Source organism: Spiroplasma endosymbiont of Halictus nicosiae, from assembly GCF_978018445.1.
Window position 1 is genome coordinate 993050 of sequence record NZ_OZ389573.1, and the last position, 26314, is coordinate 1019363.

The following is a 26314-nucleotide window of genomic DNA, read 5'->3' on the forward strand; positions in this document are numbered from 1 at the left end:
GAGATGATTTTTTTGTTATAATTTTTGTGTAACTTAAATTTATATTGCGATATTTTTAAAAATAAGATAAGATATTGTCAATATAAGTGAAGAAAAGAAACAGGAGGTGTTTTGAAGATGGATTCAAAAATAACACAATTAAAAAATGTACCCATTCTTGTAACACGGGGTAGTTATATTTTTCCAGGCTTTGAACAAGTATTAGAGGTAGGACGAGATAAATCAATTTTAGCGGTGAATACAGCTAGCAAGGATTTTGATAATCATATTGTGTTAGTTAGTCAAAAAAAACCGTTAGAAGATAATCCAAAATTATCTGAAATTTATCGAATTGGGATTTTAGCAGAGTTAAAAATTCGTAAAGTATGGGAAGATGGTAGTCTAACAGTTAATTTTAAAGCAGTTGATCGAGTAAAAATTTTAGATTTACGCGAAGGAGAATTTTATGCTGCTGATATTGATATTTTAAAATCATTTGTTAAATCAGAAGATAAAATTGTTGAAAAATTAACAGCGAATATTAAAGAATTAATGGAATTACAAGATATTTTGCCAGAAGATTTATTAGATCAAATTGGTGATTCAGTTAATGGGAATGAAGTTGTTGATACAATTGCCCAATTTTTACCATTTATTCCAGTGGCAAAAAAACAAGAAATTATTGAAGAATTAGATGTTGAAAAAAGACTTCAAATTATTTTTGATCATTTAGTTAATAAACAACAAGCCAATGATATTGATAATAAAATTAGCAAAAAAATTAAAGAACGAGTTGATGAACAACAACGTGAATATTACTTACGAGAAAAATTAAAAGCAATTAAAGATGAACTAGATGAATTTGATGGCGCCGCTGACGAAATGAAATTATATAAAGAACGATTAGCAAAAGAACCATTTCCAAAAAATATTAAAGAACGAATTGAACAAGAAATCACTCGTTACGAAGCATTACCACAAGCATCAAGTGAATCAAATATTATTCGAACTTATATTGATTGAATGATGCAAATTCCATGATGAGAAAAAACAGAAGAAAAAAATGATTTAAAATTTGCAAAAGAAGTGTTAGATAAATATCATTTTGGTTTAGATAAAGTTAAGGAAAGAATTATTGAATACTTAGCCGTTAAAACAATGACTAAATCTTTAAAAGGACAAATTATTTGTTTAGTAGGACCACCAGGGGTTGGGAAAACAAGTTTAGCAAAATCAATTGCTGAAGCAACAGGACGAAAATTTGTTAAAATGGCCTTGGGAGGCGTAAAAGATGAATCAGAAATTCGTGGGCATCGTAAAACATATATTGGAGCGATGCCAGGGCGCATTATTCAGTCAATGAAACGTGCTGGTTCAATAAATCCATTATTTTTATTAGATGAAATTGACAAAATAGCATCAGATTATCGTGGTGACCCCGCTAGTGCAATGTTAGAAGTATTAGATCCAGAACAAAATTCAACCTTTTCTGACCACTACTTAGAAGAAACATATGATTTAAGTGATGTTATGTTTATTGCAACAGCCAATTATTATGATAATATTCCAGAAGCTTTAATTGACCGAATGGAAATTATTCAATTATCATCATATACTGAATTGGAAAAATTCAATATTGCAAAAGATTATTTAGTTCCAAAAGTATTAAGTAATAATGGTTTAGCAGATGGACAATTAATAATTACCGATGATGCAATTAATGAAATAATTAAATATTATACGCGTGAAGCAGGAGTTCGTCAGTTAGAACGAGATTTAAATGCTGTTGCACGGAAATTTATTGTTAAGTTTTTAAATAAAGAAATGGTTAATTTAACAGTTAAACCAGATACTGTTAATGATTTATTAGGTAAACGTCGTTTTGAACATACCGAAAAAGAAAAAGAATCACAAGTTGGAGTTGTAACAGGATTAGCATATACTCAATTTGGTGGTGATATTTTACCAATTGAAGTTAATAGTTTCTTAGGAAAAGGTTCATTAGTGTTAACTGGAAAATTAGGTGACATAATGAAAGAATCAGCATCAATTGCGTTAGACTATGTAAAAGCAAATTCTGGCAAATTTAATATTGATCCAAAATTCTTTGAAACACATGATATTCATATTCATGTTCCAGAAGGAGCAGTACCAAAAGATGGACCATCAGCTGGAATTACCTTAACAACAGCAATTATCAGTGCTTTAAGTAATCGTCCAGTATCGAAAGATATTGGAATGACTGGTGAAATTACTTTACGAGGACAAGTCTTATCAATTGGTGGTTTACGAGAAAAATCAATTTCTGCCAACCGTAGTGGTTTAAAAACAATTTTAATTCCACATAAAAATATTAAAGATATTGAAGATATTCCAAAAGAAGTGCAAGAAACATTGAATATTATTCCAGTTGAAACATATGATGAAGTTTTCAAAAATGTTTTTGGCACAAACTAATTTTTAAAATGTATCAAATTGATACATTTTTATTTTCTTTGTTTTAACTCTAAATTAACAAAATAATTTAAGTATAGTAGTATCTTGTTGTATATGATTTAAAAAATAGTTTTTTAAAGTACATGGCTTATATTTGTTAGTCCTTAATAAATATAATAATGATAAAGGGTAAAAACTATGTGTGCTATGGTAAAAGTTGAAAAATTAGTAAAAAAAATTCTAAAAAATACAAGAAAACAAATTAAAAAACTTGCAAGAGCATTAGGTTTTAGTAAAAAGCAATCAGTACAAATTGCAACAAAAAACACACATAATTTAATAGAAACAATGGAAAGTTATCGAAAAATTACTGATTCAGAGCAAAATTTAAATTTTGAACCAGGTTTTTTAACTAATATATCTTGAACTTTTTTAAATAATGATAGTACTAAAGATGAAGATGGTTATGAAATTCCGATTAAATTAAATGATGAGCCAATTTATGAGGCAATTCCTGAGCCAATTTATGATAATATTCCATCTTCTAAAAATGAACCAATCTATGATTATTTACCACCAGCAAAACCAGTTCCAGAATTAAAAAAAAAGAAACAATTATTACAGTTCCAAAGTTAGATTCAACAAAAGTTAGCGATGTGTATAAAAATATCACAGAAAATGAAAATGATGCAGTAGAAGAAAATACTGTTGAAAGATAAAATGATAAACTAAGGTAAAATCTTTGAATAATATTATTTTTATTTTAGCCATTTAATAAGAATGTTTTAAAATAATTTTATTTAAAAGATTTTTTATTTTTTATGTTAAAAATAAAAAAATTCTGTTTTAATTATTAAAAGGGTATTTTTAACAATCTATAATATATATTTAAAAACAAAATGATTTAGAATTACCAAGGGGGGTTTAATTTTAAAATTGTTGCTAAATTAATATAAATATGATAGAGTGAAAATGTATATGATTTAAAAATATAAATATTGATATTTTTAAAATAAATGACTTTAATTAATTATTTTTGAAAAAATCAGAATAGTATTCATTTAGTTTTACAAAAATCATTGCCAGAAGATACAGTATTTACTGGCATTGAAATTAAATACCCTAAATCAATGTTATTTGGAAATATTAAGTGTTGAGGCAATATCAATGGTGTTTATTCTTATCCATCATCAAATATTGAAAATGCTAGTTTAGTACCATTATTATCAATGCCAATTGAAACAAACCCTAATTTAAGAGTATTTCAATATTGATTTACCGAAAGTTTTTTATCATGAAGTATTGCAAAAAACTATATTCAAGGTAAAGATATTTTATATTTAATAAATAAAAATGGTTTAGATAAAGTTTTATTGAATTATTTAACATATCGTTATAATTATGACCGTAAATTTCAAGGGGTAAAATACGATGAAAAAGGAATCCTACTAATAAAGCGGCTGAATTACGCCAAAAATTTGAAGGACAAAAACCCGAAGATGTAATTGATGGTTTGTTTGAAAATTGAAAATTAGATAATCCAACCCTTATTAAGGATAAAATTATTAAAATATTTAAACAAATTATCTATATGTTTTGAAATTACACATATAGCAAATATGCTATTAACAAAGGTCAAAATGATGATATTAAATTATTTTCTCCTTATTATTTCAAACTAATTTCAAAACCAAATAGATTAGAAGAAGGATATTTTTATTTTTCAGATTGTCAAGTACAAATATATTCATTATATTTTGATTTTATTAGTTCTAATCCACCAATTCCAGTAAATTATTGAAAAGAAATTAAAGCACAAGAAAAATCATTTAATCAAGTGGATAATAAATGATATTTTGCTATATGGAAACCTAATAATTCTATTTATTGAAAAATATCAAAATTTAAACACGATACAAATAAAGGAAAAAAATTGAGGCTTGAGATCCATTAAAACCATATTATATTGATCTCTTTTTATGGGTTTTTGAAACAAAAGAACAAGATTTATTAATAGATGATCAATCGGAAGGCAAAATCGAACGAATTTTTTGAAATGAAGATAAGAGCAAAATTTTAAGGCAGTTTATCGTTGAAATGGTGGTGGTGAACCTCTTAAACCTTTAATTGATTCAAGTACTGGAAAAATTATTGATTGAAATTTAAAACAACAACCAAATGTTAATAATAACAAAGATAATGAAATTAAAGTAAGTGTTAAAAACAAAGATATTTCAGAAAATCCTATTTATCAATTAGAAGCAAATCTTATTCCATCAGAAATTAAATTATCTGATGGTGAATATGGTAAATATTTAACTAATTTAATTGTTTCTAATGACAAAATAGAAGACTATTTAAATTATTTTTCTGAATGATATAAATTACTTTATTCTAAAATAGATTGAATTAGTACAATCGAAGATTTAATTGATTATAGTATTAAAATAACTTTTGAAAAAAACTATTTAATTTAAATCAAATTGAAATATCAGGTATATGAGGTTATGGTAATTATGAAATTACAATTTTTACAGAAAAAGAACAAATTAATATTAATAATTTACAATTATTTAATAAAAATAATGAAAAATTATCATTAATTATATTAGAAATATAAAAAGTCATTTTAATAAATGACTTTTTATTATTCATTAACTTTTACATTACCGGTTTTATCAATAATTAAATTAGGTACATTAGTATCTTCTAAATTTCAACGATAAACTGCTTTAAAATTTTGTCCCTTATCTTCATTTCAAAAAATTCGTTCGATTTTGCCTTCCGATTGATCATCTATTAATAAATCTTGTTCTTTTGTTTCAAAAACCCATAAAAAGAGATCAATATAATATGGTTTTAATGGATCTCAAGCCTCAATTTTTTTCCTTTATTTGTATTGTGTTTAAATTTTGATATTTTTCAATAAATAGAATTATTAGGTTTCCATATAGCAAAATATCATTTATTATCCACTTGATTAAATGGTTTTTCTTGTGGTGCTATTCATTCTAAAATACCATCGTTTGTTTTTATATTATTCTTTTCTTTTAAATCTGCTAATTCTTTTTCGCTATATTGTGGTTTATTACAAGCAACTAAATTTGTTGTACTTGTTCCAATTAAAGTGATTGTGCCTAAAAGACTTAATATCTTTTTCATTATTATAATTCCTTTCGCTAAATCTTTTTACAATCACAATTATATATATACAAGGACTATTTAAATGGAAAGGGTCAATCTGGGCTTGCGGTGATTTCCATAAGTTTTGCGAAAAATTACTTAAAGTTTAAAAAATTTTTTGCCACGCTTTTCAAAATACTTGGGAAAAATTCTAAGCGTTAAGCGAAGAATTTTATAAAGGTTCCCATAAGTTATTTTGTTACAAAAATTTAAGAAAATCAACCGCTCGCCCAATTCCTGCAAATGATTTTTATAGTCTTAATGATATAATTAAAGCATTTAAAGAAAGGAAGTATATTTAATTTTATGTATAAAAAAGGAAATAAAGTTAATGTTAAAATAATAAACATTATACCTTATGGTTCTTTTTGTAGAGCAGAAAAGGCTGATGGTTTAATTCATATTAGTGATATTTCATATTACTTTGTTAGAGATATTAGAGATTTTTTTGATGTTGGTGATGAAATTGAAGTTGAGATACTAGATTTTAATTCAGTTAGAAAACATCTTAAATTAAGTTATAAAAATTGTCATCCTGAACTATTGAAAAATGATGATGGTAATAAAATACAAGAAAAATCACCTAGTTTAGAAAAAACATTAAATACTAATTATTTAATAAATAAAAAGTAAATAAAATTTATAAATTTTAGAAGGTTTTTAAAACCTTTTTTATATTCTCATTTTAAAACGATATGGATAAGAACCATAAAACAAAGCATCATATGGGTCATGGTACATTTTACTATCGGGTGTGTTTGTTTTGGTATCACTAAATCTTAGTTCACTAATGCACTTATCTAAAAATGGGAAGTTATCTAATATGCCATATATTTTACCTTGAACAAACATTTTTCTTATTCAGGTTACGCGATTGATTATACCTGCTTCTTTATTAAGAGATGTCTGATGTTTTTTGCTTTAAACATCTTAATTTTATAGCCTAAATAAGGGAAAATATCTTCTTGTAATTTTTGCATAAAGTCGTGTGCATTAATATCATAATGAAATGTAGCATATTCAAAACCATCAAATTTATCAAATGTATTAATTATTCATTGCCCGTAATGTTCAACTATTTCATTTAAATTTATTGCGTTTTTTGGTGTAACAACATTTTCTTCAATTAAATATTTATCATATTCATTATTTTCATTAATTTTATAACCACTAAATAAAAACACCGTCTGGTCTTCACTACCATTAGCATAATCCACACCAATTGAATAACTATCAAATTGATACTGTTTTGTATTGGAATTATAAAAATCTTGTAAATTATACTCTTTAATATATTTACGATAATTTCGTAAAACATAAATACTGGGGTCATTATCGTTATATTCAAATCCGTAGTATTCAAGTTCAAATAAATCAGGTCGCTCTTGTTTGTTTGTTAAAACAAGTTTTTTAGTAATATCAGGTATTTTATTTCAAACAGCACCCATTGTTAATCCTAAATTAAAAATACCCAAACCATTAAATGCTTGTTTGTTTTCTGAATATACTTGATTGTGTTCTTTTAAAATATTTTTAATTCTTTCATTTAAGGGTAAATATGGGGTTACAAATTTTTCATAAAAGACATGGTATTTATCAAAAGGATTAAAAGTAAATTGATTAGAATATGTTTTATGAAAATATGTTATTACTGTTATGTATTGTTTTGCTATGTTGTCTCATTCTTGAAATGTCCAAGATAATTCTTTTACTGGAATAGGATTATCTAAATTATATTGTTCATTATCATTTTCATCAGTATATTTTTCATAAGATACTTTTAAGCTTTTTGATCTAAACATGGAAATTCGCAAATTATTATAACGTTTATCTAATTCTTTATCAGTTAAAATTTATTTTTTTCAGCATGTATCATTTCATCTGTTCACGCTGATATAATACCACTACCTTTACCAACTTTTCCCATAATTTTATTACCATTAGCATAATTCGCAAAAGCAATTCTCACACCACTAGGAAAAACAATATTTATCGTATAAATAATTACATACATTAATTATATCGCCAAATGTAGTATCTTCGTGTGTGTTGGCATATCTTCGTAAAATGTTAGATGAAGCATCAGAAAAATTACAAGCAAAAAATAATTTTTCTGCTATGTGATTTCATGTCTTATTAGTACCACGCCCCGCTGAAACAAACTTAAAAAAAGTTGGTGAAGTAAAATATCGGGCATAACTATCACCAACAAAGTCTTTAAATACTTCTTAATCAAAACCAAAATTATAGTCACTAAAATTCAAATTATATTTTTTATTTAAATATTTATAACTAGTAATCCGTTTTTTGTTATTAATTTTGGTAAAATCCTGCATTTTTAAATAGCCTCCTTTTTTTGATAAGATTATGTGAAGTATTGAGTATCATATTTTAAAATAATTTGTTTATATGAAAGGAAATTATAAAATGGAATTAAAACAAAATTTATTAGAAGATTATAAAAAAGATAAAATAATAGAAACAAACAATGAAACTAAAAATTTCTTAATTGAAAGAGATAATGAGATATTTAAATTATATCAACAAGGACAAATATTACAAGGATATAAGGTGATATCAAAATTTCCAAAAACAATTAAAACAGAATATGGAGATATTCCTATTAAAAGAAGATTATATGTTAAATATGATGAAGAAAAAAAGAAAATATAAATCGTTATCCTTTAGATGAAGAATTAGGTTTAAAAAAATACGAAAGAATTGAAATAAATTTAAAAAATAAATATATGTCTTTTATAGGTGATGGAAAAAGATATAAAGATATTTTACATACAACAGAGAATGCAAATATTAGTGAAAGAACAATATCTAATATTTTTAAAAATGCCGATTTAGAAGAAATCGATTACATTAGTAATAAAAATAATAATAAAATTAAAATTCCAAATAATGTTTTATATATTCAAATTGACGGAGCTTTTGAACCAATGCGAGAAAAAAATTGAAAATAAAATATTTCTTGCGACTATGCATGTTGGTGTTGAACAAGAAAAGTCAACAAAAACCAGAATAAAAATGAAAAAGAAAAAAGGCGTTTTTCAAATGATGAATAAAAATCATAAGAATAAAAATAATAAATCTAATATTGATAATTTTATTGATAAAATTTTTAAATCAATTGATACTTATGATATTAATCAAAATACTAAAATATTAATATTAAGTTATGGTGAAAAACAAATTAAAAAAATTTATATAGCAGTAAAAGCAAAATATAAAAATAACACTGTATCATATAGTTTAGATAAATTTCATTTATCAAATAGATTTAAATAATTATTCCCAAATCGAAATAGAATCAAAATTCATAGAATAAAATATAAATTAGCAAAAATATATTTCTTTACTGGAAATTATAAATTATTATTAGATTTTTTAATATATCATTTACCATATGTTAATGGTAATAAAAAAATATTTTTATTAGAAACCATTGAATTAATTAAAAGTAATGAAGAAGGTATTGTAAATCAATCATAAGAATATAATATTGGTTGTCATGTTGAGGGGTGATGTATCGTATTATATTAAGGCTGTTAAAGGGCGTGGCGCAAAAATATATTTTGTAAAGAAACATTTATCAATATGTTAATTGCTTCTATGTTAAGACTTAATAATCAAATTAATGATGAGAAAGTTGATAAAACTAATAAAAATAATAAAGAAAAAATTGAATTTAATATATTTAATTTAAATCAATTTCAAAATCAATTTTTATCTTTATAAAAAATAAAAAACCTTTTAAAATTAGCAATAACTTTAAAAAGTATTTTTTAGTGTGTCAAAATTCATAAATTTATAAATTATTTTTTCAACTAAAAATTATATTTTTAAAAAAAGTTGAATTTTTTATAAATTTTGTTATCATTCAATTATAAGGGAAACTTAATTTGTTTCTAATTACTTAATTTTATTAAAAACCTAAGAATAATGAATACTACCCAAAATTTTAGGTTTATTGTACCAGCAGAAGTAAATGTAGATGCTTTTACAAGGCTAAATATATTAAGAACAAATATTGAAAATAAGTTAAAAGAAGCAAATCTTTTGTTTAATAATATTAATTTTTTATTTTTTGACTTTGAATCAGTTTCTAATTCTTTTACAGAGAGATCTAATCGTCTTCATTTTTGCAAATCGGATTCTACCTTGATGTGAGCGGGAGAGGGGTATAACCCTGATAAATTGACACCAGAAAACTTTTTAAAATTTTATATAAAAAAAGCAGCGATATTAAGTGAAGAAAAGTATTATTATTTTGAAAACATAAAAAGCATTATTCCAGTTAATTTTACAATTGAAAATTTATTATTTAAATGTAATTTTTCTAGAATAAAACTAAAATCACAAGTTAAAATATTAAAGGAAAAAGATAAAGTTCACGAAAAGTTAGAAGAATTTGCTAAGGTGATAATGGCTTTTTGACATTATTATAAATTAGAAACATATAATGAGTATCATCGCCTTGTTTTTAAAATGCGGCAAAATGAGTTTGATGCATTAGTTGAAAGTGCTAGTGTTTTAGAAAAAAAATTAAACATAATAAGCCTTCAACCAATTTTTCAATCAATTTTTTAAAAGCACATTAGATTCATCAGAAAAACCGTATTTTAGTCCTTTCATATCAAATCCTGGTAAAAAAAATATAAAGTTAATTTAATTAAAAATAATATTTTTACTATTAAATTATTTCATCCCGAAATAGAATTATACGATAATGAAATATATAACTCGTACCAAGAGTGGTTAAACACCAGGCCTCAACACTATTATGCAAACTTTTATTATAGTTTTGGCTATAGTTTCTTTTTTCATTCTAATGATGATGAAAGGAATATTAATGATAGTGACTTTAGATTTTTACAGATACTAGAATTTAAGGTTGGTTAATTTTTATAAAAATAAATTAAATAGTAAAAAAGATAATTACTGAAGAAATTAATAATATTCCAGCAATGATTAATAATATTTTTCGTGTTTTTTTAATTATTGCTTCTTCGTCAGTTAAAGTGGGTCGGTAACGGCGATGATGATCATTAAAGTAAGCTGCGGCTTGCTTATTTTTATATCAGCCTAAAATTAATCAGATTAATAAAATTAAAACAAAGAAGCTAACAACAATTCATTCTGTTTTTTTGATATCTTTAAAGGCAAAAATTCCTAATAAAAAACTAATTCAAAGTAAAAATGCACTAGTTAAAATAGCAATTAAATAATGGTATCAAGTAATTTTTTTTAGTTTTTGATAAGTTTCTAATTTTATTGTTTGATTATGGTATGTTTCTTCAACAATTTCTTTAACTTCTTTTTCATGAATTTCTTTTTCTTCACGTTTTAATTGATGTAATTCTTTAAAAATATTTTTCTTTTTTGCCATTATTTCCCTCACATTAATATTTTTTAAATTTATTATTAAATTATATTGTATTTTTACAAAAAGTAAAATATAATTATATAATATAAAATTATATTTTGTATCAAGTACATTATTTTGAATAAGTTATTTTAAGCACATTATTTTATTAAAATTTGATAAAAGGGACATTTTATTTTTCCTTAGAACTAGGGAGGGAAAAAATATATGAAAAATATTAAAAAAGAGAAATATATTTCTAAAACCAATTTTGATATTAGTAAAGAATATGATAAGAAGTTTGTTAATGTTTATTTAGATTATCAACAAGCAAATAAACGAACATCACTTTTTACTGAAATGAAATATAAAATGGCAATTTTTAATCATCACCGTCGGGAGTTTTTTGATCGTTTTCCATTAATAAATAGGTTATTCATTAAAAAGAATCTTTTTTGCAATTATTACTTTATTACTAGCAATTTGTGTAATTTTTATTTTATTGCGATTAGTAACTCCCGATGATATTTATATTAAAGACATTGATATTAATAAATTAAATATTTTACCAGGTACACCAGAATATAATGCTTTATTGGAGCAAAGAATGAAAATTTTTGGAGTATATGGTTCAATTTAAAGTCAATTAGGAACATATTTACGAAATATTATGCCTTTTATTAAAAAACAATAATTATTAATAGTGCTTTTGATCCAATAACTGGTGAATTAGTTGGTGAAAAAGTTACAACATGATTTTACTTAGCAGTTGTTTTTTCAACATCAGTAGCACAACCAGGAGAATTAGTGTTATATATCTTTGCACGAGCAATTAATTTTATTGTCAACAATATTTTAACATTTTTTAAATTTTTCCATGACAAAAATATATGTTTATTAAAGTTATTTAATTTATTAGATAAAATTAATAAAAATATAAGTTTGGTTGTAAATTATTATTTACAAAATTATTAACTGAATAATTAATTCTATTTTCTTCTAATGGTTCATTAGTATTAAAAAAATTAATTTTATTTTTAAAATTCATTATACTAGTATTTAATTTATTTTTAAGAGTTTTTTCATGATAAGTTGCTTTTTTAACCAAAACACCTTTACAGTAATGTGATATATCACCCTCAATATGACAACCAATATTATTTCATAATGTTTGATTTCTGACACCTTCTTCATTATTTTTAATTAATTTAATTGTCTCTTTTAAGAATTTAATTTTTGATTCTTTTATAAAAGAAGCACTGTTTTCTAAACATTCTAATAATTCTTCATATTTAGCATTAAAAAAATAATCGACTGCTTTATGGTATCTTTCTCTGTTTTCTTTCTTTTTACTTTGATAAGGATATAATTTTTTAAATCTACTTGTAAGGTGGAATTTATCTATCGTGTAATGTACTTTATTTTTAGGAAAATATTCTTGAATAAATTTTACAATATTTTTAATTCAAAGTGCGCCATTTCCTAATACCATAAATTCAATATTGTCATTAACATCATAATAACTTGTAATTAATGTAAGTAATTTATTAACAAAATTAGTTAATTTACTATTTTTTTAATATATTCTGGAATATTATCTAGCTCTATAACACCTAATTTATCTTGAATTACAGGTCTTTTTTTCGTTGATTTTGCCTTATCAAAACCAGTATGAACAGTTGAAAATATACTATGTTTTTTTATTTTTTCTTTTCCTTTTTTCTTTTCATTTCACATTTTTAAATAAGTCCCATCAATTTGAATATATAAAGTATGAGGTATCTTTATTTTTTTATCAGTTTTATTAAGGTAATATTCTTTATCAGTTTTTGAATTTTTCATAATATTTGAAATTGTTTTTATACAAATTTTTACATGTTCCATAGTATCTAAAATATCTTGATATGTTTTTTTCTTGCCAATAAATGATAATATTTTTTCTTTAACAGAATTATCTATTCTTTGTCATTTTTCAATTCCTAAAAGTTTATCCAAAGGAAAAATATATTCTTCTTTACCTGTTCTGGATTAATTTTATAATATTTTCTTCTTTTAAAAGTTATTTTCCCATTTAAAATAGTTAATGTTCTTGGTTTTATTTCTTTTACTTTATAATCTTTAAATTTTTTTAAAGTTTCATCAATTTTATAATTTTTAAAAATTCATTCATCACAATCTTCTAAATTTTGTTGAATAATTTCAATACTTTGTATATATAACAAATTATTAAAATTCTTAAAAAAATTGTTATCAATATTTATCATTTTTTTATCCTCTTTCCTTAGTTCTACACATTAACACAAAAATAATAAAAATGCAAAAAAAGATATTATTTTTTATTTATTGTGTTATAATTTAATTGTTAATTATTAGCAAATTAATTTAACTGAAAAAAGTAAATTACTTTACTTTTTTTTATTTTGATGTAAAATTATAAATAATAAAAAAAGAACCGTATCAAGTTCTTCAGTACATGTTTTTCTCTACTTATATTTAACCATATAAAGGAGTAAAAAATGAAAGAATTTAATCCAAAAACAGCAAGTTTACGAACATTTTATCGTAAAATAGATGAATTTTGGCAAAATAAATCACCTAATAAACCATATACTTTGAACGATTTAACCAATGAATTCAATCTTTCTCGCAAGTGAAGATATGATACTTATGCGAGCGAAAAGATAGTTCATTTGCTTGAAAAACAAGTTGATAGAATAGAAAGTGAAATAATTAACTTTATGATGAAATCACCTGATGGTGCTAAATTATATTGACAACGAGCATTTAATTATAAATATTCATTGGTTGTTACAAAATAGTAGTATTGGTAATAAATATCCATTTGCTAAGAAATATGAATTAGTTAATGAAATTAATCAAATTGGGACGCAATATAATGGTAAAACTATATCAAATATTAAAATGTTTGGTGAATTATTAAAAATTAGTTTATTAATTAAAGAACCAATTTGTATCATTGCTAGTATGTATTGGAGTAAAGATTTAAAAGATAGTGTATTTCAAAATATCTGAAATATGTTAGATGAAAATAATATACCTTATACTATTAATTTATCAAATTTTACTTTTGCTTTATCAAATGGGAGCAAATTAAAGATTAAATTATGAATTACCACAAGATAAAGTTAATGAACAATTAAGATTAGAACAGTTAGATATTGAAAGAGCAAGAGTATGGAGTTGAAGATTACCTGGCAATACAAGTGGGTCAATTTTTGATAGATATATTGATATTATGCAAGCAACAGATATTATTCAACAAACTAAATTATTAGGTGGTGTTGATATTGCTAATGCTACTAGTCCTAAAGGACATACAACAGCGGCTAGTTTTTGAATATATAACTCATTTGATAAAAAAACCTATAAAGTTGCTGAATATACTCATTCAAATGCTACACAACAATTTAAAACTGAATTAGAACAAGTTAAAGATATTTTAGATTTTTATAACAATCAATTAAATCAATATTTTAATTTAATACAACAAGGAATATCAATTAATGTTGATGATAGTGCTTATTCAACATTGCAAAGTTTAAACCGAGAAAAATATAATTATTCTTTTGGTCAATATATGACATTTAAACCAGCACAAAAACAAAAATTTAAAGTAAGACATCGTGTAGAGGCGTTCACAATGTTAATAAATACTAATCAATTAAAATCATTATGAGAAAAATGTCCTGTAAGTAAAACCCAATATGAATTAATACAATGAGAAGATAAGCCTGAAGCAAGAGAAGAAAAAGTATTAGACTTATATGATGATACATTTGATAGTGATTTTTATGCTTTACATTTTGAATTAATACCAATGGTTAAGCATAATAGTTCAGCAGATTATAAATTATGACAACAAAGGGAGTGAATAAATTAATGAAAAAAGATATTTATGTAATACATGATGAGCGTGTAATAAATGCAAAAAGACCTTATATGTCTGTTTGTGGACAAGTTAAAAAAAGCTTTGTCAAGAATTAAAAAAAGATAATATAGCAATGTATAAATTAAATTTATATAACAAATATATTAAAAAATATCAAAAAGTTAAAGTATGTGTACAAGTTTTAGCAAATGAACCTAGTTTATTAACAGTAAATATAATTAATTATGCACTTATTTTAAATTTAAAGGAGCAAAATAACCATGAATAATACCTATCCATCTTTACCAAACTTAAATGATATTAATAGTGTTTTAAAATTTTATAATTATGATTGAACTATTAATTTAGCAAATATTATTGCTCGCCATCAAATGCGATTAATAAATGGTAAAGATATTTTATTTAAGTCGCATCGTAAAGACATTTTAGAAAAATTAAATTGATGATATGAAACTTATAAAATAAAAGAAAAATTAGATAAGAATGAATTAACAGCAAGTTTAATGGGTAAAACTATCTTTGGTTTATTAGAAACTAGTGATGGCAATATTGATTTATGAATTAACCCTTTTAACTTTACATCTCGTGTAAGTAAAATAAATGAAATTGAACAGGGTGCTGATATTTGATTAAATTATCATCAATCAGATAGTGGTTTTATTTTAAATTTAATTTGTACCAAAGATAAAATAGTCATTAAAGGTTAACCCAAAAATAATGAAGTAGTTGTTGGTCAAAGTAAAACACAAATTAAAGATGATGTTAGACCTGTTTTAGTACAAGAATTTAAAAATAAATTAGGTATAGTCCCCTTTTGATAAATGATAAATGAACCTAATCCTTTATTTTTATCAACATCAACCACTTTAAATCCATGACCAACTATGGCAAATTGTTATAAATTACAATTTGATTTAGAAGATAGTTTTAATATTAAATCAAAAGAAAGATATGCAAATCGTACGCATTGATATGGGATACTAAGTGATGATTTAATGACTGCTTATAACAAAGGCAATAAAAAAGTGCTACAAGATGTATTTGATGATATTTTTGTTCAATCAAGTTCATCAACAGTAGATGGTCAATTATCCCAATCTTTACAAGTAGTACAAGGTACACCAACCTTAGAAACATATACCGAAGACCAAAAATCTATTATTGAACAAGTATACTTAGCATGTCATTTTTCTAGTCCTTTTGGTGATAAATCAGATAATGACCAAAATAAAACACAATCATTATTAACTAAAACCAAAGATTTAAAAAAACAAGCATATTTACAATCATATCGTAAACAATATTATACTAAAATGTTTGATACTGTTTTAAAATATTATGGTTTATGAGATGGAAATGGTGAACGCCCTTATGGATTTGATTTTGTTAGTGCTAGTTTAATAGACCAAATGTGACAAAATGAATTAATTACTGCTAGATTAGAAAATGGCACAATGGAGCCAATAAGAGCAATTACTGAATATGATAATATTGATGAATTAGAAGCAACCAAATATTTTGAAAAAGTAGAAAAATGACAAGATAAAATGCAAGCCAAAGAAATTGAACATAATAATAAATTACTAGAATATGATGAAACTGGTAATAATCAAAATGCCGTACAAGGTAGAACAGAAATTAAGGAGAATTAACAAATGCAAAAAATTAGTCCAGCAGCTATGCAATGATTAAGAACAGGAGCAGGTGCTACTGCAATAGATATAAGAGAAAGTATAAAAGAACATAGACATTGAATGGTATTTCCTTTTAATGTTTATAGTTCATATATTCCTGATACTGAAACAGGTTGAAAACCTAATAATGCTAAACCAAGTGATTATGGTAGTTATTCAAGAATATTTGATAATATGGAAAGTACGATTGCTCAATGACAAGGTAGTTTAAAAATAGTCCAAAAATATAAAGGTGAAGAAATTACTATCTTAACGATTGATGATTTTAATAAACAACCTATTAATTCAACAATATGAGCAAATAATGAAACACCTTTTGCTATAAAATTAAAAGATGAAAATAATAATGTTTATTGAAAATTAATTGATGGTGAAAATATTTATGATATTAATAGAATGTTAGAATACTTAAATCAATATAAATTAAGTTATTTTATGAATAATGATAATAAAGCCAATAACTTTTATACAAAAGAGGTAAAAGTTGGTAAATATTGAGATGCTTATATGGTTGATGATGTAAGTTCTATTAAATTTTGTGATGCTAAATTTGAACAAGTATTTACTCAACAATCAACAGAACGACAATATACTTTATTAATTTTAGATAAAGATATTACTAAATTAAATATTAATGATTATTATAATTTTTATACTGTATTTAATGACCGTGGTTTAAATATTGGTGGTGGTGATATTAATTCTGCACCCCAAGATAGACAATGATTATATCCATCAAATGTTATTAATTATTATTCCCTAGAAGATGGTGATTTCTTATGACAAGAAATTACCTTTTCAAGTATTAATGACAAAATTAGTAATAGTGGTTTATCAGTAAGACAATTTATTGAAACAAGTGCCCCAGGTGAAGGTTATTGTTTTCCAAAAATAACTTATGATGAAAAACTAAATAAAGGTATTGTTGAATTAGATGAGATTTTATTAAAAGACCCAGGGGTTAGAGCAGTGGCAGTTAAATTTTATGGTAATCCTATCTTTTTTGATATGCCTGTTATTGGGAGACCAATTATTAAAGGTGAATTTAATAAAAAAATAATGAATTCTCGTGATTTATTAATGTATAACATGTTTCCTGCACCACCTGATAAAATAAATACTTATGCTTCACCCGAAGTAAGTTGATATAACATTCAAGGTATTCAACCAACTATTATTACTGGATATAAAGATTGAAAAGAACATATTCAATCAATGTCTGATTTTTGAATTGAAAAAAATAATGAGGGTATGATAATAACAGATAAAGCAAGTTCAACAGCAACCAATCCGACTGTTGGAACAACTATTAAGGAAGAAGACAAAAATTCTAAGCCTTATTGGTCTAAAAATTGAATGATTACTCCACCTGATAAAGTAAAAGTAAATAGTGGAACTGTTAATAACATTATTAGTACCCAAGCCTCATCATATTTTAGAAGAAAAGATGAATTCGGTAATACTGTTGGACAAGTACAAATTGAATATAATAAAATGGGTAAATGTAATGTTTGAGATATTTTAAATATGAATAATTTTATTAATCGCCAAATTACAGTATTACCTTTAAACTATACGCAAAAATTAGTATTTAATCCTTTTACGATACCTGCTATTGGAAAGTTTTTAAATTTTGTTTCGTTTGGTATTCCTTGGGACTGAATTGGTAATTTAACAATTACCCAAGATGATAAATGACCTAATTTCCCGTGACTTAATGGCTTTATGAGTGCTAATGTTTGAAATATTTAGAGAACAAGGAAATGATAAAATTGGTGCTATGATTGGTGCTAATGCTACTAGTTTTAGTTTTACTATTTTATTAACTGATAAAATACAAGGCAATGTTTTTGAAAAAGATGGTAAACCAACAGAACAAATAACTTATTCAACTTATAATTTAAAACAATTAAACCCTAAAACTAATCGCATATATTTAATTAATGAATTAGTAAGAGCAGTTGATGCACAAACACCAGTTAGTGATAGTGAAAAAGATAATGATTGCGAATTCTTACAAACACCTGATGGGACAAATTGTAGTTATATTATTGATATGTTTTCAATACAAGCATTATATAAAGGTAATTTTGAAATTATCTTTTATGCTGATAACCCATATACTAACAATGAAGAAGATTATTTAAAATTATCAGTATGAAGTTTTCGTGGTAAAACAAAAAGCGTATTAAATAATTATTTACGAGATATGACAACGAATTATAAAACTAGTTTCTTATTACCACATGATTATGAAATACCAACATTTAATTACCCACAATATGTATTACCACCAGTTCCATATAACTATAAACCTTATACAAAAGATATTATGCCCGTTGAAGCAGTACAAACATTAAAAACTAAAATTGTTGCATCAGCACAATGTAAAAAATCAATATCTTCAAGTTATACAAAAATTGATTTATTTCCTGATGAATTTTATGATGCTTATTATGAAATTGAAATTGATTTAAAGCAAATTGACCCCACAATTCAAAGTATTAGTAAATTCCAAGATGCTTATAAAACTATTGAAATAAGTAATCTTAATAATATACAAGTTGAATGTGGACCACCTAATATAGGAAATTTTATTCCTAATAGAAATATTAATTTAAGTGGTGGAGTTAATAGTTGTAATAATAATGTATGTTCATTAATAGATGTTTCTATTTTAAGTCAATATGGTTGCTCACAAGTTGATAAAGTTAATTTTCCAAATACTTTTACAATAGATACGAAAGAAATAACTAATGATATTAAAACAATTGATACTTTTAAAACTAATGGTTTACCAAGTGATAACTATAAAAATAGTTATGTTGATAATCAAAAGAAAATAAATATTAACTTTTTATTACAAATAACAAAATTATCTAATAGTGATAAAGATAAAATTAAAGAAACATATTTACAAGCATATTATACTAATGATGTAAAATTAAAAATTAAATTTTCAAAAACAATATTTGTTAAATTATCAGCAAGATTATTACTTGTTATTTGAAATTATTTAGGTAATGACAAAGATATTATATTAGATGTTTCTAATCCAAATGTATTGGGTATTCGCAATAAAAATACTAACCCAGTTAAAATTACATTTAAACCAAGATAAAAAACAAAAAAAGAGATTTAATTATCTCTTTTTTTATTCACCGTTAACATTTATATTACCATTTTCATCAATATCTAATAAATCAGATATATTAGTATCTAAATTTCAACGATAAACAGATTTAAAATAGTCATTATTAATATTTGATATTCATTTTTTAGAAATATCATATCCTACTTGTAAATGTTTATCATAATCCATATTATAAAGTAATTTTAACTCACCAATATTTAATTTTTTAATAACTTTAAATTTATTATCATTAAAATTATTTTTAAATTTAGCAATTTCTCAATTATTATTTTTATGACCACGACAAACTACATAATATCACTTATTATCTACTGTATTAAATGGTTTTTCTTGTGGCGCTATTCATTCTAAATTATCTCTGATTTTTTGGTTATTTGTTTTAATTTTGTTTTCTTCTTTTAATTTTGCTAATTCTTCAGATGTATATTCTTGTGACGTATTACAAGCAACTAAACTTGTTGCACTTGTTCCTACTAATGATATTGTACTAATGATACTTAATAATTTTTTCATATTTTAATTCCACTATACTATAGCTGCTATTAATTCTGGTTCTGCCATTTCTCAAATTGATGAAAAAATACTAATAGCTTTTTCACAAAATAATTGAAAAACATCTTCATGTATTAGTACGATACCGTTTTCTATTTGATTAAATAAAATATTAAAAATTTGTTCCCCCGTCATTGAAATTTCTGTAGTTTGATCTGGAATAAATTCACCTTCACTGTCTCTTCATGGGTCTCTAACATAATAAGTATCTTCAAGTATATTTTCTTTATTTGGTTTGATTCCAACAATTAATGCAGCATGAAAACTGCTACCATATCTTTCGCCAAAATCAAATAAACCATCAAACATAACAGGAACTTGTCTAGAAAGAGTTTCCCATATTAAATGTCTTATCCACATTCTTTTTTCTATATCATTTAATCTATTTCAAAATCATTGATTTAAATCAATATTCTTTAAATTAAATCCCAAATTTTTCTCAATTATCGGGTTTAATTTTAATAGTTCAATTACTTCTGAAAATTTAACACCATTATTTACATTTATTTCTGAAAAAAAACTTGCAATTTCTTCTTGTTCTATTTCTTTAAGATCTTTATTATTAAGAATATTATTATCAAATATATTTTTTAAAACTGCAATAACACATCATGAATTAGTTATTTGAAATTGCATTGGTTTTTTCATGCTAGTTTTTCTTAAATCAATTAACACATCTTCTAATATTGGATATGTTATTTCTTGTCTTTTAACTCTATTTAAATTTTTTAAATTATTTGTTTGTAAATAACTAATTTCATTATTTTCTAATTTAGTTTCTTCTTTTTGATAAGGACTAGCGGCAATTGTTGTTGGTACAGCAGTTCCACTAATTGTTAATACACTTAATAAACTTAAAAGTTTTTTCATTTTATATAATTTCCTTTCTTATCTTGAAACTTTTTATCAAGATCTATTGACTTAGAATGATTATTATTGTGATTATATTGTACTAATCTGGGCTCGCGGTGATTTTCATAATTTTATGAAAAATTACTTAAAGTTTAAAAAAACTTTTGCCGCGCTTTTCAAAATACTTGGGAAAAATTCTAAGCGTTAAGCGAAGAATTTTATAAAGGTTCCCAAATTTGTTTGAAAGAACCTCAAAATCTTTTTTAAACTTGTAAGTCATTTTATCACAAAAATTTAAGAAAATCAACCGCTCGTCCAAAACCTCAAAAAACTATATAATTAGCTTTGTATATAAAAGAAAGGATTTTTTAAAATGAATAAAACAAAGCATCATTTTACTTTTAAAGAAAGAGTAATGTTAAAAGATTTATTAGAACTTGATTCTTTAAAAAGAAAAAATGGTAAATCCAATATATCTAAAATAGCAAAAATATTGCATAAAAATCGCAATACAATTAGACGAGAAATAAAAAGGTTAAAAGATAATGAATATGACGCTAAATTAGCACACGAAGATTATTTACAAAAACGACAAAAATGTTTTAAAAAATCATCATTATTGCTAAATATTTTAGAATGACTAGATGAAAAATATAACAAATTTCATGATTCACCAGAACAAATCTGTAAAAAATATGAAAAAGAGTTTGGTATTAAATTTCCGGTATGTTTTAAAACTTTATATAAATATATTCATTTGGGATTTTTAAATTTCAAGAAAGATAATTTGTATTTTCATGATAGAAAATATAAAACAAAAAATAGAATTGATAACCGTGGAAAAATAAGAAATTTTAGAACTATTGAAGAAGCAAAACATGATAAATATGAATTTGGTTGATTTCAAATGGATACTATGGTTGGTAAAAACAATAGTGTTTGTTTAGTTTTAATCGAAGAATTAACCCAATTTAAAATCATTGAACCATTAAAAGAAAAAACAACAAAAGAAGTTACAAACGCAGTAGAACGAATTTTTTCTAACAGATTTTTTAAAGATAGATGCAAAGGAATAATAACAGATCAAGGCAAAGAATTTGCTGATTGAGAAAAAATTGAAAAAATAACAAATTCTAAAGTATATTTTTGTGATGCTGGAACTCCAACACAAAAACCCAAAGTTGAAAGAGCAATCCGCGATTTTAGACATTGATTTTCCAAAGGAATTGATTTAAGTATGTATTCAAGAAATTATTATCAAGAAGTTGCTAATATAATAAACTCTAAACTTAAAAAATCTTTACATTGACTATCTTCAAAAGAAGTTTTTATACAAATGTTTAATTTTTAATATAATTACCTATAAAAATTTTAATCATTTTATTTTTCAGTGTGCCAAAATTCATAAATTTAAAACAAAACTACTAAATTTTTTTAAAATAAATTATATTGAACATTTATTTTATTGGTGTTATAATGAAATCAAATAAAATGTTACACTCATTATCTCTTGCCCTAGAAGAAGAAATCAAAGGTCGTGTCCGCGGAAATATTGAAATTATTGAAAGAAATATTTTATTAGGGCATCAAATTTATAAAGTTCTTTTAAAATTAGAAGAAAATCGTAATGCTCTAAAAGAAAACCTTGTATTAGAACAAGCACAAAAATATTATGATGCTTCTTTTGAACAATTAGCAAATTTATTATCAATTCATACTAAATTGTTAAATGAGATTCATTTTTTACATAAAAATCAACGGGCAGTTTTTATTCTTTTTGTTCCGAAGGGAAAACAAAAAAAATATATTTTAAGTTATAATAAACGTTTTAATGTTTTTAAAAATGATTTTGAAAAGGCATATTTACAGGAATTACAAAAATTGGAATTAGAATTGCAAACAAATCCACAAGCAATTATTGCCTTACAGCAAGTATATCAAACCAGTGCTTTAATGATAAAAATTGCAACAACAGATATGGTAAAGACATTAAATGAATTAGCAACTACATCTAATTTGAAAACAAGTTTAGCAGCATTACCAGATAATGAATGAAAAGAAGGATTAATGACTTTGATTAAGAAAAGTGCAACAGTAGAACAGCAACAAATGATGCTTGCTGATTTATCATATTTATCACGACATGGGGTTTTTCGTGATCAAACAACAATTAAATTATATTATCAATGAGTAGGTAAGAAGTATAAAACTTCAGAATCGAACATTATTGCTTTTAATAATCGTTTATTAGATTTATTAGATTTACCATTAGTTGAAGAAATTATTGGAGAAGGGTTAACAAATTTTCCTGAATTATATCAAAATAATACTGCTCGCCAGTTATATTTAACTTATTATAATAATAATTTAGGAAAAAATGAAAAACCATTAAAGTTAGAGCAAATTAAAGATCGTGATGTTAAACATTTCTTAATTTTAAACATTTTAAAAAAGGTTGGATTATTACCAGAACATTTATCACGTTATTCATATGAATTTTCAGGAGGACAACGACAACGAATTGGTATTGCTCAGGCATTAATTATGAAACCACAATTTATTATTGCTGATGAACCAATTTCAGCATTAGATGTTTCAATTAGAGCCCAAGTTTTAAATTTATTAAAAAAATTTCAACAACAATATAATTTAACTTATATTTTTGTTGCCCATGATTTATCGGTTGCTCGGTTTATTGCTGACCGAATTGCTGTTATTTATCATGGTCAACTTGTTGAATTAGAAAACGCTGAAGAGTTATTTACTAATCCATTACATCCATATACGCGTGCATTATTATCAGCAATTCCGTTACCTAATCCAAATTATGAAAAAGAAAAAGTTCATTTTATCTATGAACCAGAAAAAGAACATTGAGATTACTTATTTGATTTACCAGAGTTTACTGAAATTAAAACGGGGCACTATTTATTTGGGAATTCACGTGAAATTGCTGCAGCAAAAGCTAAACTTGCTATGGCAGTTGGCAGAAAGGAGGGGTAACGATGTTTAAAAAGAAATTGGCATTTTTTGCTAGTTTTACGGCAATAACAACAGTAACACCATTAGTTGTTTCGTGTGGAATTAGTTTAGATTTGTTAGCAAATCGTTTAATTACCGATAATGTTTTTCGTTCTATTTTTAAATTTCCCTTAACATCATGGTCAAGTGCATCAACAATGTTAGTTGATGATAATAAAATTTTAGCTGATGTTCTTGGAACATTAGTAGCAACTGATAAATATAATCGTAGTTTCAGTGATCTTGCTGAGCAAAAAGATAAAACATCAAAATATGTTGGAATTCCTAATGCTGATCAAAGTGAATGAAAATATAAAATTTCACCACAAGCAAAATGATTTGATTATCAAGGTAATTTTCAACGGCAAGTTAAAGCTAGTGATATGATTAATACTGCTAAGTTTGTTTTATTTCCAAAGAATTTATCGGCAACATCAAGATTATCACGAACTTTTATTAGTGGGGCACAAGAAATTTGAGAGTATTTTCAGGCAGGTAATTATCAACCAGATTATTATAATGTTCAATTTGAAAAAAATTAGAAATGACAATTAATGAGGCTGATGATGAAATTACCATTAAATTAACAAAGTCAGCAGAATATTTTGATACTTTAATGACTTATTTAGCTTTTGCACCATTACCAGAAAAGGCGTTACGACAAGGTTATAATTATGGGACCAATTATAAAAATATTTGGTATTCAGGAGCATATTTAGTTGAAAAATATAGTTCAACTTCACAAATTTTATTGCGAAAAAACCCTGCTTATCGACATGCCAAATTAACATACATTGATAAATTAAATTATACTTATTTAGCAAATAATGATGTTTCGCATGAACGTGTTTTATTTGAATCAGGTGATGTTAATGATTTTCTAGTTGAACCAACAGATAGTAATGGTTGAAAGAAATCTGTTGGTTCTAATCCTGCTAATCCAATTTTTAGTGGTGCATCAAGTATTATTAATCCTGATCCAACAAGATATACAATTATTCATAATTATGCGAATAGTGATATTTTAAATTCAAATCCAGTTCGTGCTAAGCAAGCATTAAATGCAAGTAAGGCGTTACAATATGATAAAGTTCGAAAATATTTATCAACCGAACTAGACCGTAGTAAATTTGTTAAATATTATTCCGAAGCCCTAGATGATTCACCAACTTCCAAGTTTTTACGAAATGTTTATACTGCACGTTATTTTGTTTATAATGGGGATGTTGATTATGCATCATATGTTGAAGAAGCATATGCAAACCATTTTTTAGATGATAATGCAATGGCTGCCAGCCAACTATTAAAAGATGGTAGTGATGCTTTATATCGTAACAAAGATTTATTAAAAAATGATGATAATATTTTAAATAATATTCGCACTTGATTACAAACAAATATTGGTGCTTCACAAGTTGAATTTCGCTTTTTAATGAATGGAGCATACACATTAACAATTAATAAATTTTTATTGAATATGATTGACTCATTTAACGCTGAAAATGATGTAATTAAAATTATTCCAGATATTACTGTTGACGCTACAGAATATGAAACCCGTTGTAAAAAAGCAAATTGAGATATGCAAGCAGAAGGATGGTCACCAGATTATGCTGATCCATATACTTACTTACATACCTTTTCCTTAGGTGGTGATTTACAATATTATTTTGGAACTTCACGGATTTTTAGTGACCTAAAATTAACGAATAATCTTGCACCAGACTATGCAACAGTTAAGGATAAATTGAATAATCCATATTGAAATCTTTTAAAAAATACAACAGTAATTGAAAATTTTTATAATGTTTTTAAAAATTATACTAACCAAGTTGCGGCAAGTGATGAAATTACTGATCCCGTTCGCTTAGCTGATCGTTATCGAGGCTTTGCCGAAGTTGAATTTAATGCTATTTATACTAATTTTATGTTTATTCCAGTTTATGTTCCAAATGGATCATATAAAATTCGAATTTCATATGTAACACCACGAACACAAGTTACAATTGGGTATGGTAGTTCAAAATATAAAGATTGAGTAATGGTTTTAAATCCGTACTTACTGACGACACAAAAACGGCAAATTATTGAAAAACGTTATCAACAACAATTAGCAATTATTCAAACTGATTATGCGGCGTTTAGGGAGGATTATTAAT

35 protein-coding genes are annotated in these 26314 nt (G+C 24.6%); 25 read left to right on the forward strand and 10 right to left on the reverse strand.

Features of this window, described 5'->3' with window-relative positions:
* Positions 1–117 precede the first annotated feature (117 nt).
* From lon to ACZ91P_RS06770, 4 genes are all read left to right on the forward strand, one after another.
* The gene (gene lon / locus ACZ91P_RS06755; protein WP_465158596.1) at positions 118–2436 is read left to right on the forward strand and encodes an endopeptidase La; all 2319 of its coding nucleotides are present in this window, start codon (positions 118–120) and stop codon (positions 2434–2436) included.
* A gap of 186 nt (positions 2437–2622) precedes the next feature.
* A complete protein-coding gene (locus ACZ91P_RS06760) occupies positions 2623–3051 on the forward strand; it encodes a hypothetical protein (RefSeq protein ID WP_465158597.1) in 429 nt (142 codons plus the stop codon).
* 380 nt (positions 3052–3431) lie between these two features.
* Positions 3432–3920 carry a hypothetical protein gene (locus ACZ91P_RS06765; protein WP_465158598.1) on the forward strand — a complete coding sequence of 163 codons (489 nt, stop codon included), beginning with the start codon at positions 3432–3434 and terminating at the stop codon, positions 3918–3920.
* A gap of 8 nt (positions 3921–3928) precedes the next feature.
* Entirely contained in the window at positions 3929–4369 is a 441-nt protein-coding gene (locus tag ACZ91P_RS06770; RefSeq protein ID WP_465158599.1) for a hypothetical protein, read from the forward strand.
* 905 nt (positions 4370–5274) lie between these two features.
* On the opposite strand, the gene ACZ91P_RS06775 is transcribed toward ACZ91P_RS06770, so the two are convergent.
* Positions 5275–5577 carry a lipoprotein gene (locus ACZ91P_RS06775; RefSeq protein WP_465158600.1) on the reverse strand — a complete coding sequence of 101 codons (303 nt, stop codon included), beginning with the start codon at positions 5575–5577 and terminating at the stop codon, positions 5275–5277.
* 327 nt (positions 5578–5904) lie between these two features.
* On the opposite strand from ACZ91P_RS06775, the gene ACZ91P_RS06780 reads away from it, so the two are divergent.
* Complete coding sequence (locus ACZ91P_RS06780; RefSeq protein ID WP_465158601.1) at positions 5905–6231, forward strand: S1 RNA-binding domain-containing protein; 327 nt, start codon at positions 5905–5907, stop codon at positions 6229–6231.
* Between the two features lie 39 nt (positions 6232–6270).
* On the opposite strand, the gene ACZ91P_RS06785 is transcribed toward ACZ91P_RS06780, so the two are convergent.
* The 3 genes from ACZ91P_RS06785 to ACZ91P_RS06795 are packed head-to-tail and all read right to left on the reverse strand — an operon-like array spanning position 6271 to position 7612.
* Positions 6271–6450, reverse strand: coding sequence for a hypothetical protein (locus ACZ91P_RS06785; RefSeq protein ID WP_465158602.1), 180 nt, complete (start codon positions 6448–6450; stop codon positions 6271–6273).
* 26 nt (positions 6451–6476) lie between these two features.
* The gene (locus tag ACZ91P_RS06790) at positions 6477–7400 is read right to left on the reverse strand and encodes a hypothetical protein (RefSeq protein ID WP_465158603.1); all 924 of its coding nucleotides are present in this window, start codon (positions 7398–7400) and stop codon (positions 6477–6479) included.
* Positions 7401–7444: 44 nt separating this feature from the next.
* On the reverse strand, positions 7445–7612 hold the full coding sequence (locus ACZ91P_RS06795) for a hypothetical protein (RefSeq protein ID WP_465158604.1): 168 nt from the start codon (positions 7610–7612) through the stop codon (positions 7445–7447).
* Between the two features lie 53 nt (positions 7613–7665).
* Between ACZ91P_RS06795 and ACZ91P_RS06800 the strand changes: the two genes are divergently transcribed.
* The 6 genes from ACZ91P_RS06800 to ACZ91P_RS06825 all read left to right on the forward strand — a co-directional run bounded on the left by ACZ91P_RS06800 (position 7666) and on the right by ACZ91P_RS06825 (position 10197).
* Positions 7666–7797: a hypothetical protein gene (locus tag ACZ91P_RS06800; protein WP_465158605.1), complete on the forward strand. Its 132-nt coding sequence runs from the start codon at positions 7666–7668 to the stop codon at positions 7795–7797.
* A 228-nt stretch (positions 7798–8025) separates the two neighbouring features.
* On the forward strand, positions 8026–8271 hold the full coding sequence (locus ACZ91P_RS06805; RefSeq protein ID WP_465158606.1) for a hypothetical protein: 246 nt from the start codon (positions 8026–8028) through the stop codon (positions 8269–8271).
* Positions 8272–8345: 74 nt separating this feature from the next.
* On the forward strand, positions 8346–8570 hold the full coding sequence (locus ACZ91P_RS06810) for a hypothetical protein (RefSeq protein ID WP_465158607.1): 225 nt from the start codon (positions 8346–8348) through the stop codon (positions 8568–8570).
* Between the two features lie 64 nt (positions 8571–8634).
* Positions 8635–8895, forward strand: a complete 261-nt coding sequence (locus ACZ91P_RS06815; protein ID WP_465158608.1) for a hypothetical protein — start codon at positions 8635–8637, stop codon at positions 8893–8895.
* A 309-nt stretch (positions 8896–9204) separates the two neighbouring features.
* A complete protein-coding gene (locus ACZ91P_RS06820; protein ID WP_465158037.1) occupies positions 9205–9345 on the forward strand; it encodes a hypothetical protein in 141 nt (46 codons plus the stop codon).
* A gap of 459 nt (positions 9346–9804) precedes the next feature.
* Positions 9805–10197 (forward strand): hypothetical protein, encoded by a 393-nt coding sequence (locus tag ACZ91P_RS06825; RefSeq protein WP_465158609.1) that lies wholly within the window; start codon positions 9805–9807, stop codon positions 10195–10197.
* A 328-nt stretch (positions 10198–10525) separates the two neighbouring features.
* On the opposite strand, the gene ACZ91P_RS06830 is transcribed toward ACZ91P_RS06825, so the two are convergent.
* Positions 10526–10996 carry a hypothetical protein gene (locus tag ACZ91P_RS06830; RefSeq protein WP_465158610.1) on the reverse strand — a complete coding sequence of 157 codons (471 nt, stop codon included), beginning with the start codon at positions 10994–10996 and terminating at the stop codon, positions 10526–10528.
* A gap of 478 nt (positions 10997–11474) precedes the next feature.
* On the opposite strand from ACZ91P_RS06830, the gene ACZ91P_RS06835 reads away from it, so the two are divergent.
* Positions 11475–11612, forward strand: coding sequence for a hypothetical protein (locus ACZ91P_RS06835; RefSeq protein WP_465158611.1), 138 nt, complete (start codon positions 11475–11477; stop codon positions 11610–11612).
* A gap of 285 nt (positions 11613–11897) precedes the next feature.
* On the opposite strand, the gene ACZ91P_RS06840 is transcribed toward ACZ91P_RS06835, so the two are convergent.
* The 3 genes from ACZ91P_RS06840 to ACZ91P_RS06850 all read right to left on the reverse strand — a co-directional run bounded on the left by ACZ91P_RS06840 (position 11898) and on the right by ACZ91P_RS06850 (position 13236).
* Complete coding sequence (locus tag ACZ91P_RS06840; RefSeq protein WP_465158612.1) at positions 11898–12464, reverse strand: hypothetical protein; 567 nt, start codon at positions 12462–12464, stop codon at positions 11898–11900.
* A gap of 68 nt (positions 12465–12532) precedes the next feature.
* Positions 12533–12967, reverse strand: a complete 435-nt coding sequence (locus ACZ91P_RS06845; RefSeq protein WP_465158613.1) for a hypothetical protein — start codon at positions 12965–12967, stop codon at positions 12533–12535.
* Positions 12952–13236, reverse strand: a complete 285-nt coding sequence (locus ACZ91P_RS06850; protein ID WP_465158614.1) for a hypothetical protein — start codon at positions 13234–13236, stop codon at positions 12952–12954. Before ACZ91P_RS06850 ends, ACZ91P_RS06845 begins: the two co-directional genes overlap by 16 nt.
* A gap of 252 nt (positions 13237–13488) precedes the next feature.
* Between ACZ91P_RS06850 and ACZ91P_RS06855 the strand changes: the two genes are divergently transcribed.
* From ACZ91P_RS06855 to ACZ91P_RS06895, 9 genes are all read left to right on the forward strand, one after another.
* Entirely contained in the window at positions 13489–13791 is a 303-nt protein-coding gene (locus ACZ91P_RS06855) for a hypothetical protein (RefSeq protein WP_465158615.1), read from the forward strand.
* Complete coding sequence (locus ACZ91P_RS06860) at positions 13778–14116, forward strand: hypothetical protein (RefSeq protein ID WP_465158616.1); 339 nt, start codon at positions 13778–13780, stop codon at positions 14114–14116. Before ACZ91P_RS06855 ends, ACZ91P_RS06860 begins: the two co-directional genes overlap by 14 nt.
* Positions 14117–14204: 88 nt before the next feature.
* Positions 14205–14873: a PBSX family phage terminase large subunit gene (locus tag ACZ91P_RS06865; protein ID WP_465158960.1), complete on the forward strand. Its 669-nt coding sequence runs from the start codon at positions 14205–14207 to the stop codon at positions 14871–14873.
* Entirely contained in the window at positions 14846–14977 is a 132-nt protein-coding gene (locus tag ACZ91P_RS06870) for a hypothetical protein (RefSeq protein WP_465158617.1), read from the forward strand. Before ACZ91P_RS06865 ends, ACZ91P_RS06870 begins: the two co-directional genes overlap by 28 nt.
* Before the next feature lie 17 nt (positions 14978–14994).
* On the forward strand, positions 14995–15150 hold the full coding sequence (locus ACZ91P_RS06875) for a hypothetical protein (protein WP_465158618.1): 156 nt from the start codon (positions 14995–14997) through the stop codon (positions 15148–15150).
* The gene (locus ACZ91P_RS06880) at positions 15143–15589 is read left to right on the forward strand and encodes a hypothetical protein (protein WP_465158619.1); all 447 of its coding nucleotides are present in this window, start codon (positions 15143–15145) and stop codon (positions 15587–15589) included. The genes ACZ91P_RS06875 and ACZ91P_RS06880 overlap by 8 nt, the downstream gene beginning before the upstream one ends.
* Before the next feature lie 114 nt (positions 15590–15703).
* On the forward strand, positions 15704–16534 hold the full coding sequence (locus tag ACZ91P_RS06885) for a hypothetical protein (protein ID WP_465158620.1): 831 nt from the start codon (positions 15704–15706) through the stop codon (positions 16532–16534).
* Positions 16535–16537: 3 nt separating this feature from the next.
* Positions 16538–18328, forward strand: a complete 1791-nt coding sequence (locus ACZ91P_RS06890; protein WP_465158621.1) for a hypothetical protein — start codon at positions 16538–16540, stop codon at positions 18326–18328.
* Positions 18312–19697 carry a hypothetical protein gene (locus tag ACZ91P_RS06895; RefSeq protein WP_465158622.1) on the forward strand — a complete coding sequence of 462 codons (1386 nt, stop codon included), beginning with the start codon at positions 18312–18314 and terminating at the stop codon, positions 19695–19697. Before ACZ91P_RS06890 ends, ACZ91P_RS06895 begins: the two co-directional genes overlap by 17 nt.
* Before the next feature lie 33 nt (positions 19698–19730).
* Here the strand turns inward: ACZ91P_RS06895 and ACZ91P_RS06900 are convergent, their stop codons facing one another.
* Entirely contained in the window at positions 19731–20243 is a 513-nt protein-coding gene (locus ACZ91P_RS06900; protein ID WP_465158623.1) for a lipoprotein, read from the reverse strand.
* A 12-nt stretch (positions 20244–20255) separates the two neighbouring features.
* Complete coding sequence (locus ACZ91P_RS06905) at positions 20256–21152, reverse strand: hypothetical protein (protein WP_465158624.1); 897 nt, start codon at positions 21150–21152, stop codon at positions 20256–20258.
* Between the two features lie 355 nt (positions 21153–21507).
* On the opposite strand from ACZ91P_RS06905, the gene ACZ91P_RS06910 reads away from it, so the two are divergent.
* From ACZ91P_RS06910 to ACZ91P_RS06925, 4 genes are all read left to right on the forward strand, one after another.
* A complete protein-coding gene (locus ACZ91P_RS06910) occupies positions 21508–22485 on the forward strand; it encodes an IS30 family transposase (protein ID WP_465158625.1) in 978 nt (325 codons plus the stop codon).
* 125 nt (positions 22486–22610) lie between these two features.
* On the forward strand, positions 22611–24137 hold the full coding sequence (locus ACZ91P_RS06915; RefSeq protein ID WP_465158626.1) for an ATP-binding cassette domain-containing protein: 1527 nt from the start codon (positions 22611–22613) through the stop codon (positions 24135–24137).
* A gap of 2 nt (positions 24138–24139) precedes the next feature.
* Positions 24140–24697 (forward strand): hypothetical protein, encoded by a 558-nt coding sequence (locus ACZ91P_RS06920; RefSeq protein WP_465158627.1) that lies wholly within the window; start codon positions 24140–24142, stop codon positions 24695–24697.
* Between the two features lie 2 nt (positions 24698–24699).
* Complete coding sequence (locus ACZ91P_RS06925; RefSeq protein ID WP_465158628.1) at positions 24700–26313, forward strand: ABC transporter substrate-binding protein; 1614 nt, start codon at positions 24700–24702, stop codon at positions 26311–26313.
* Position 26314: the final 1 nt, after the last annotated feature.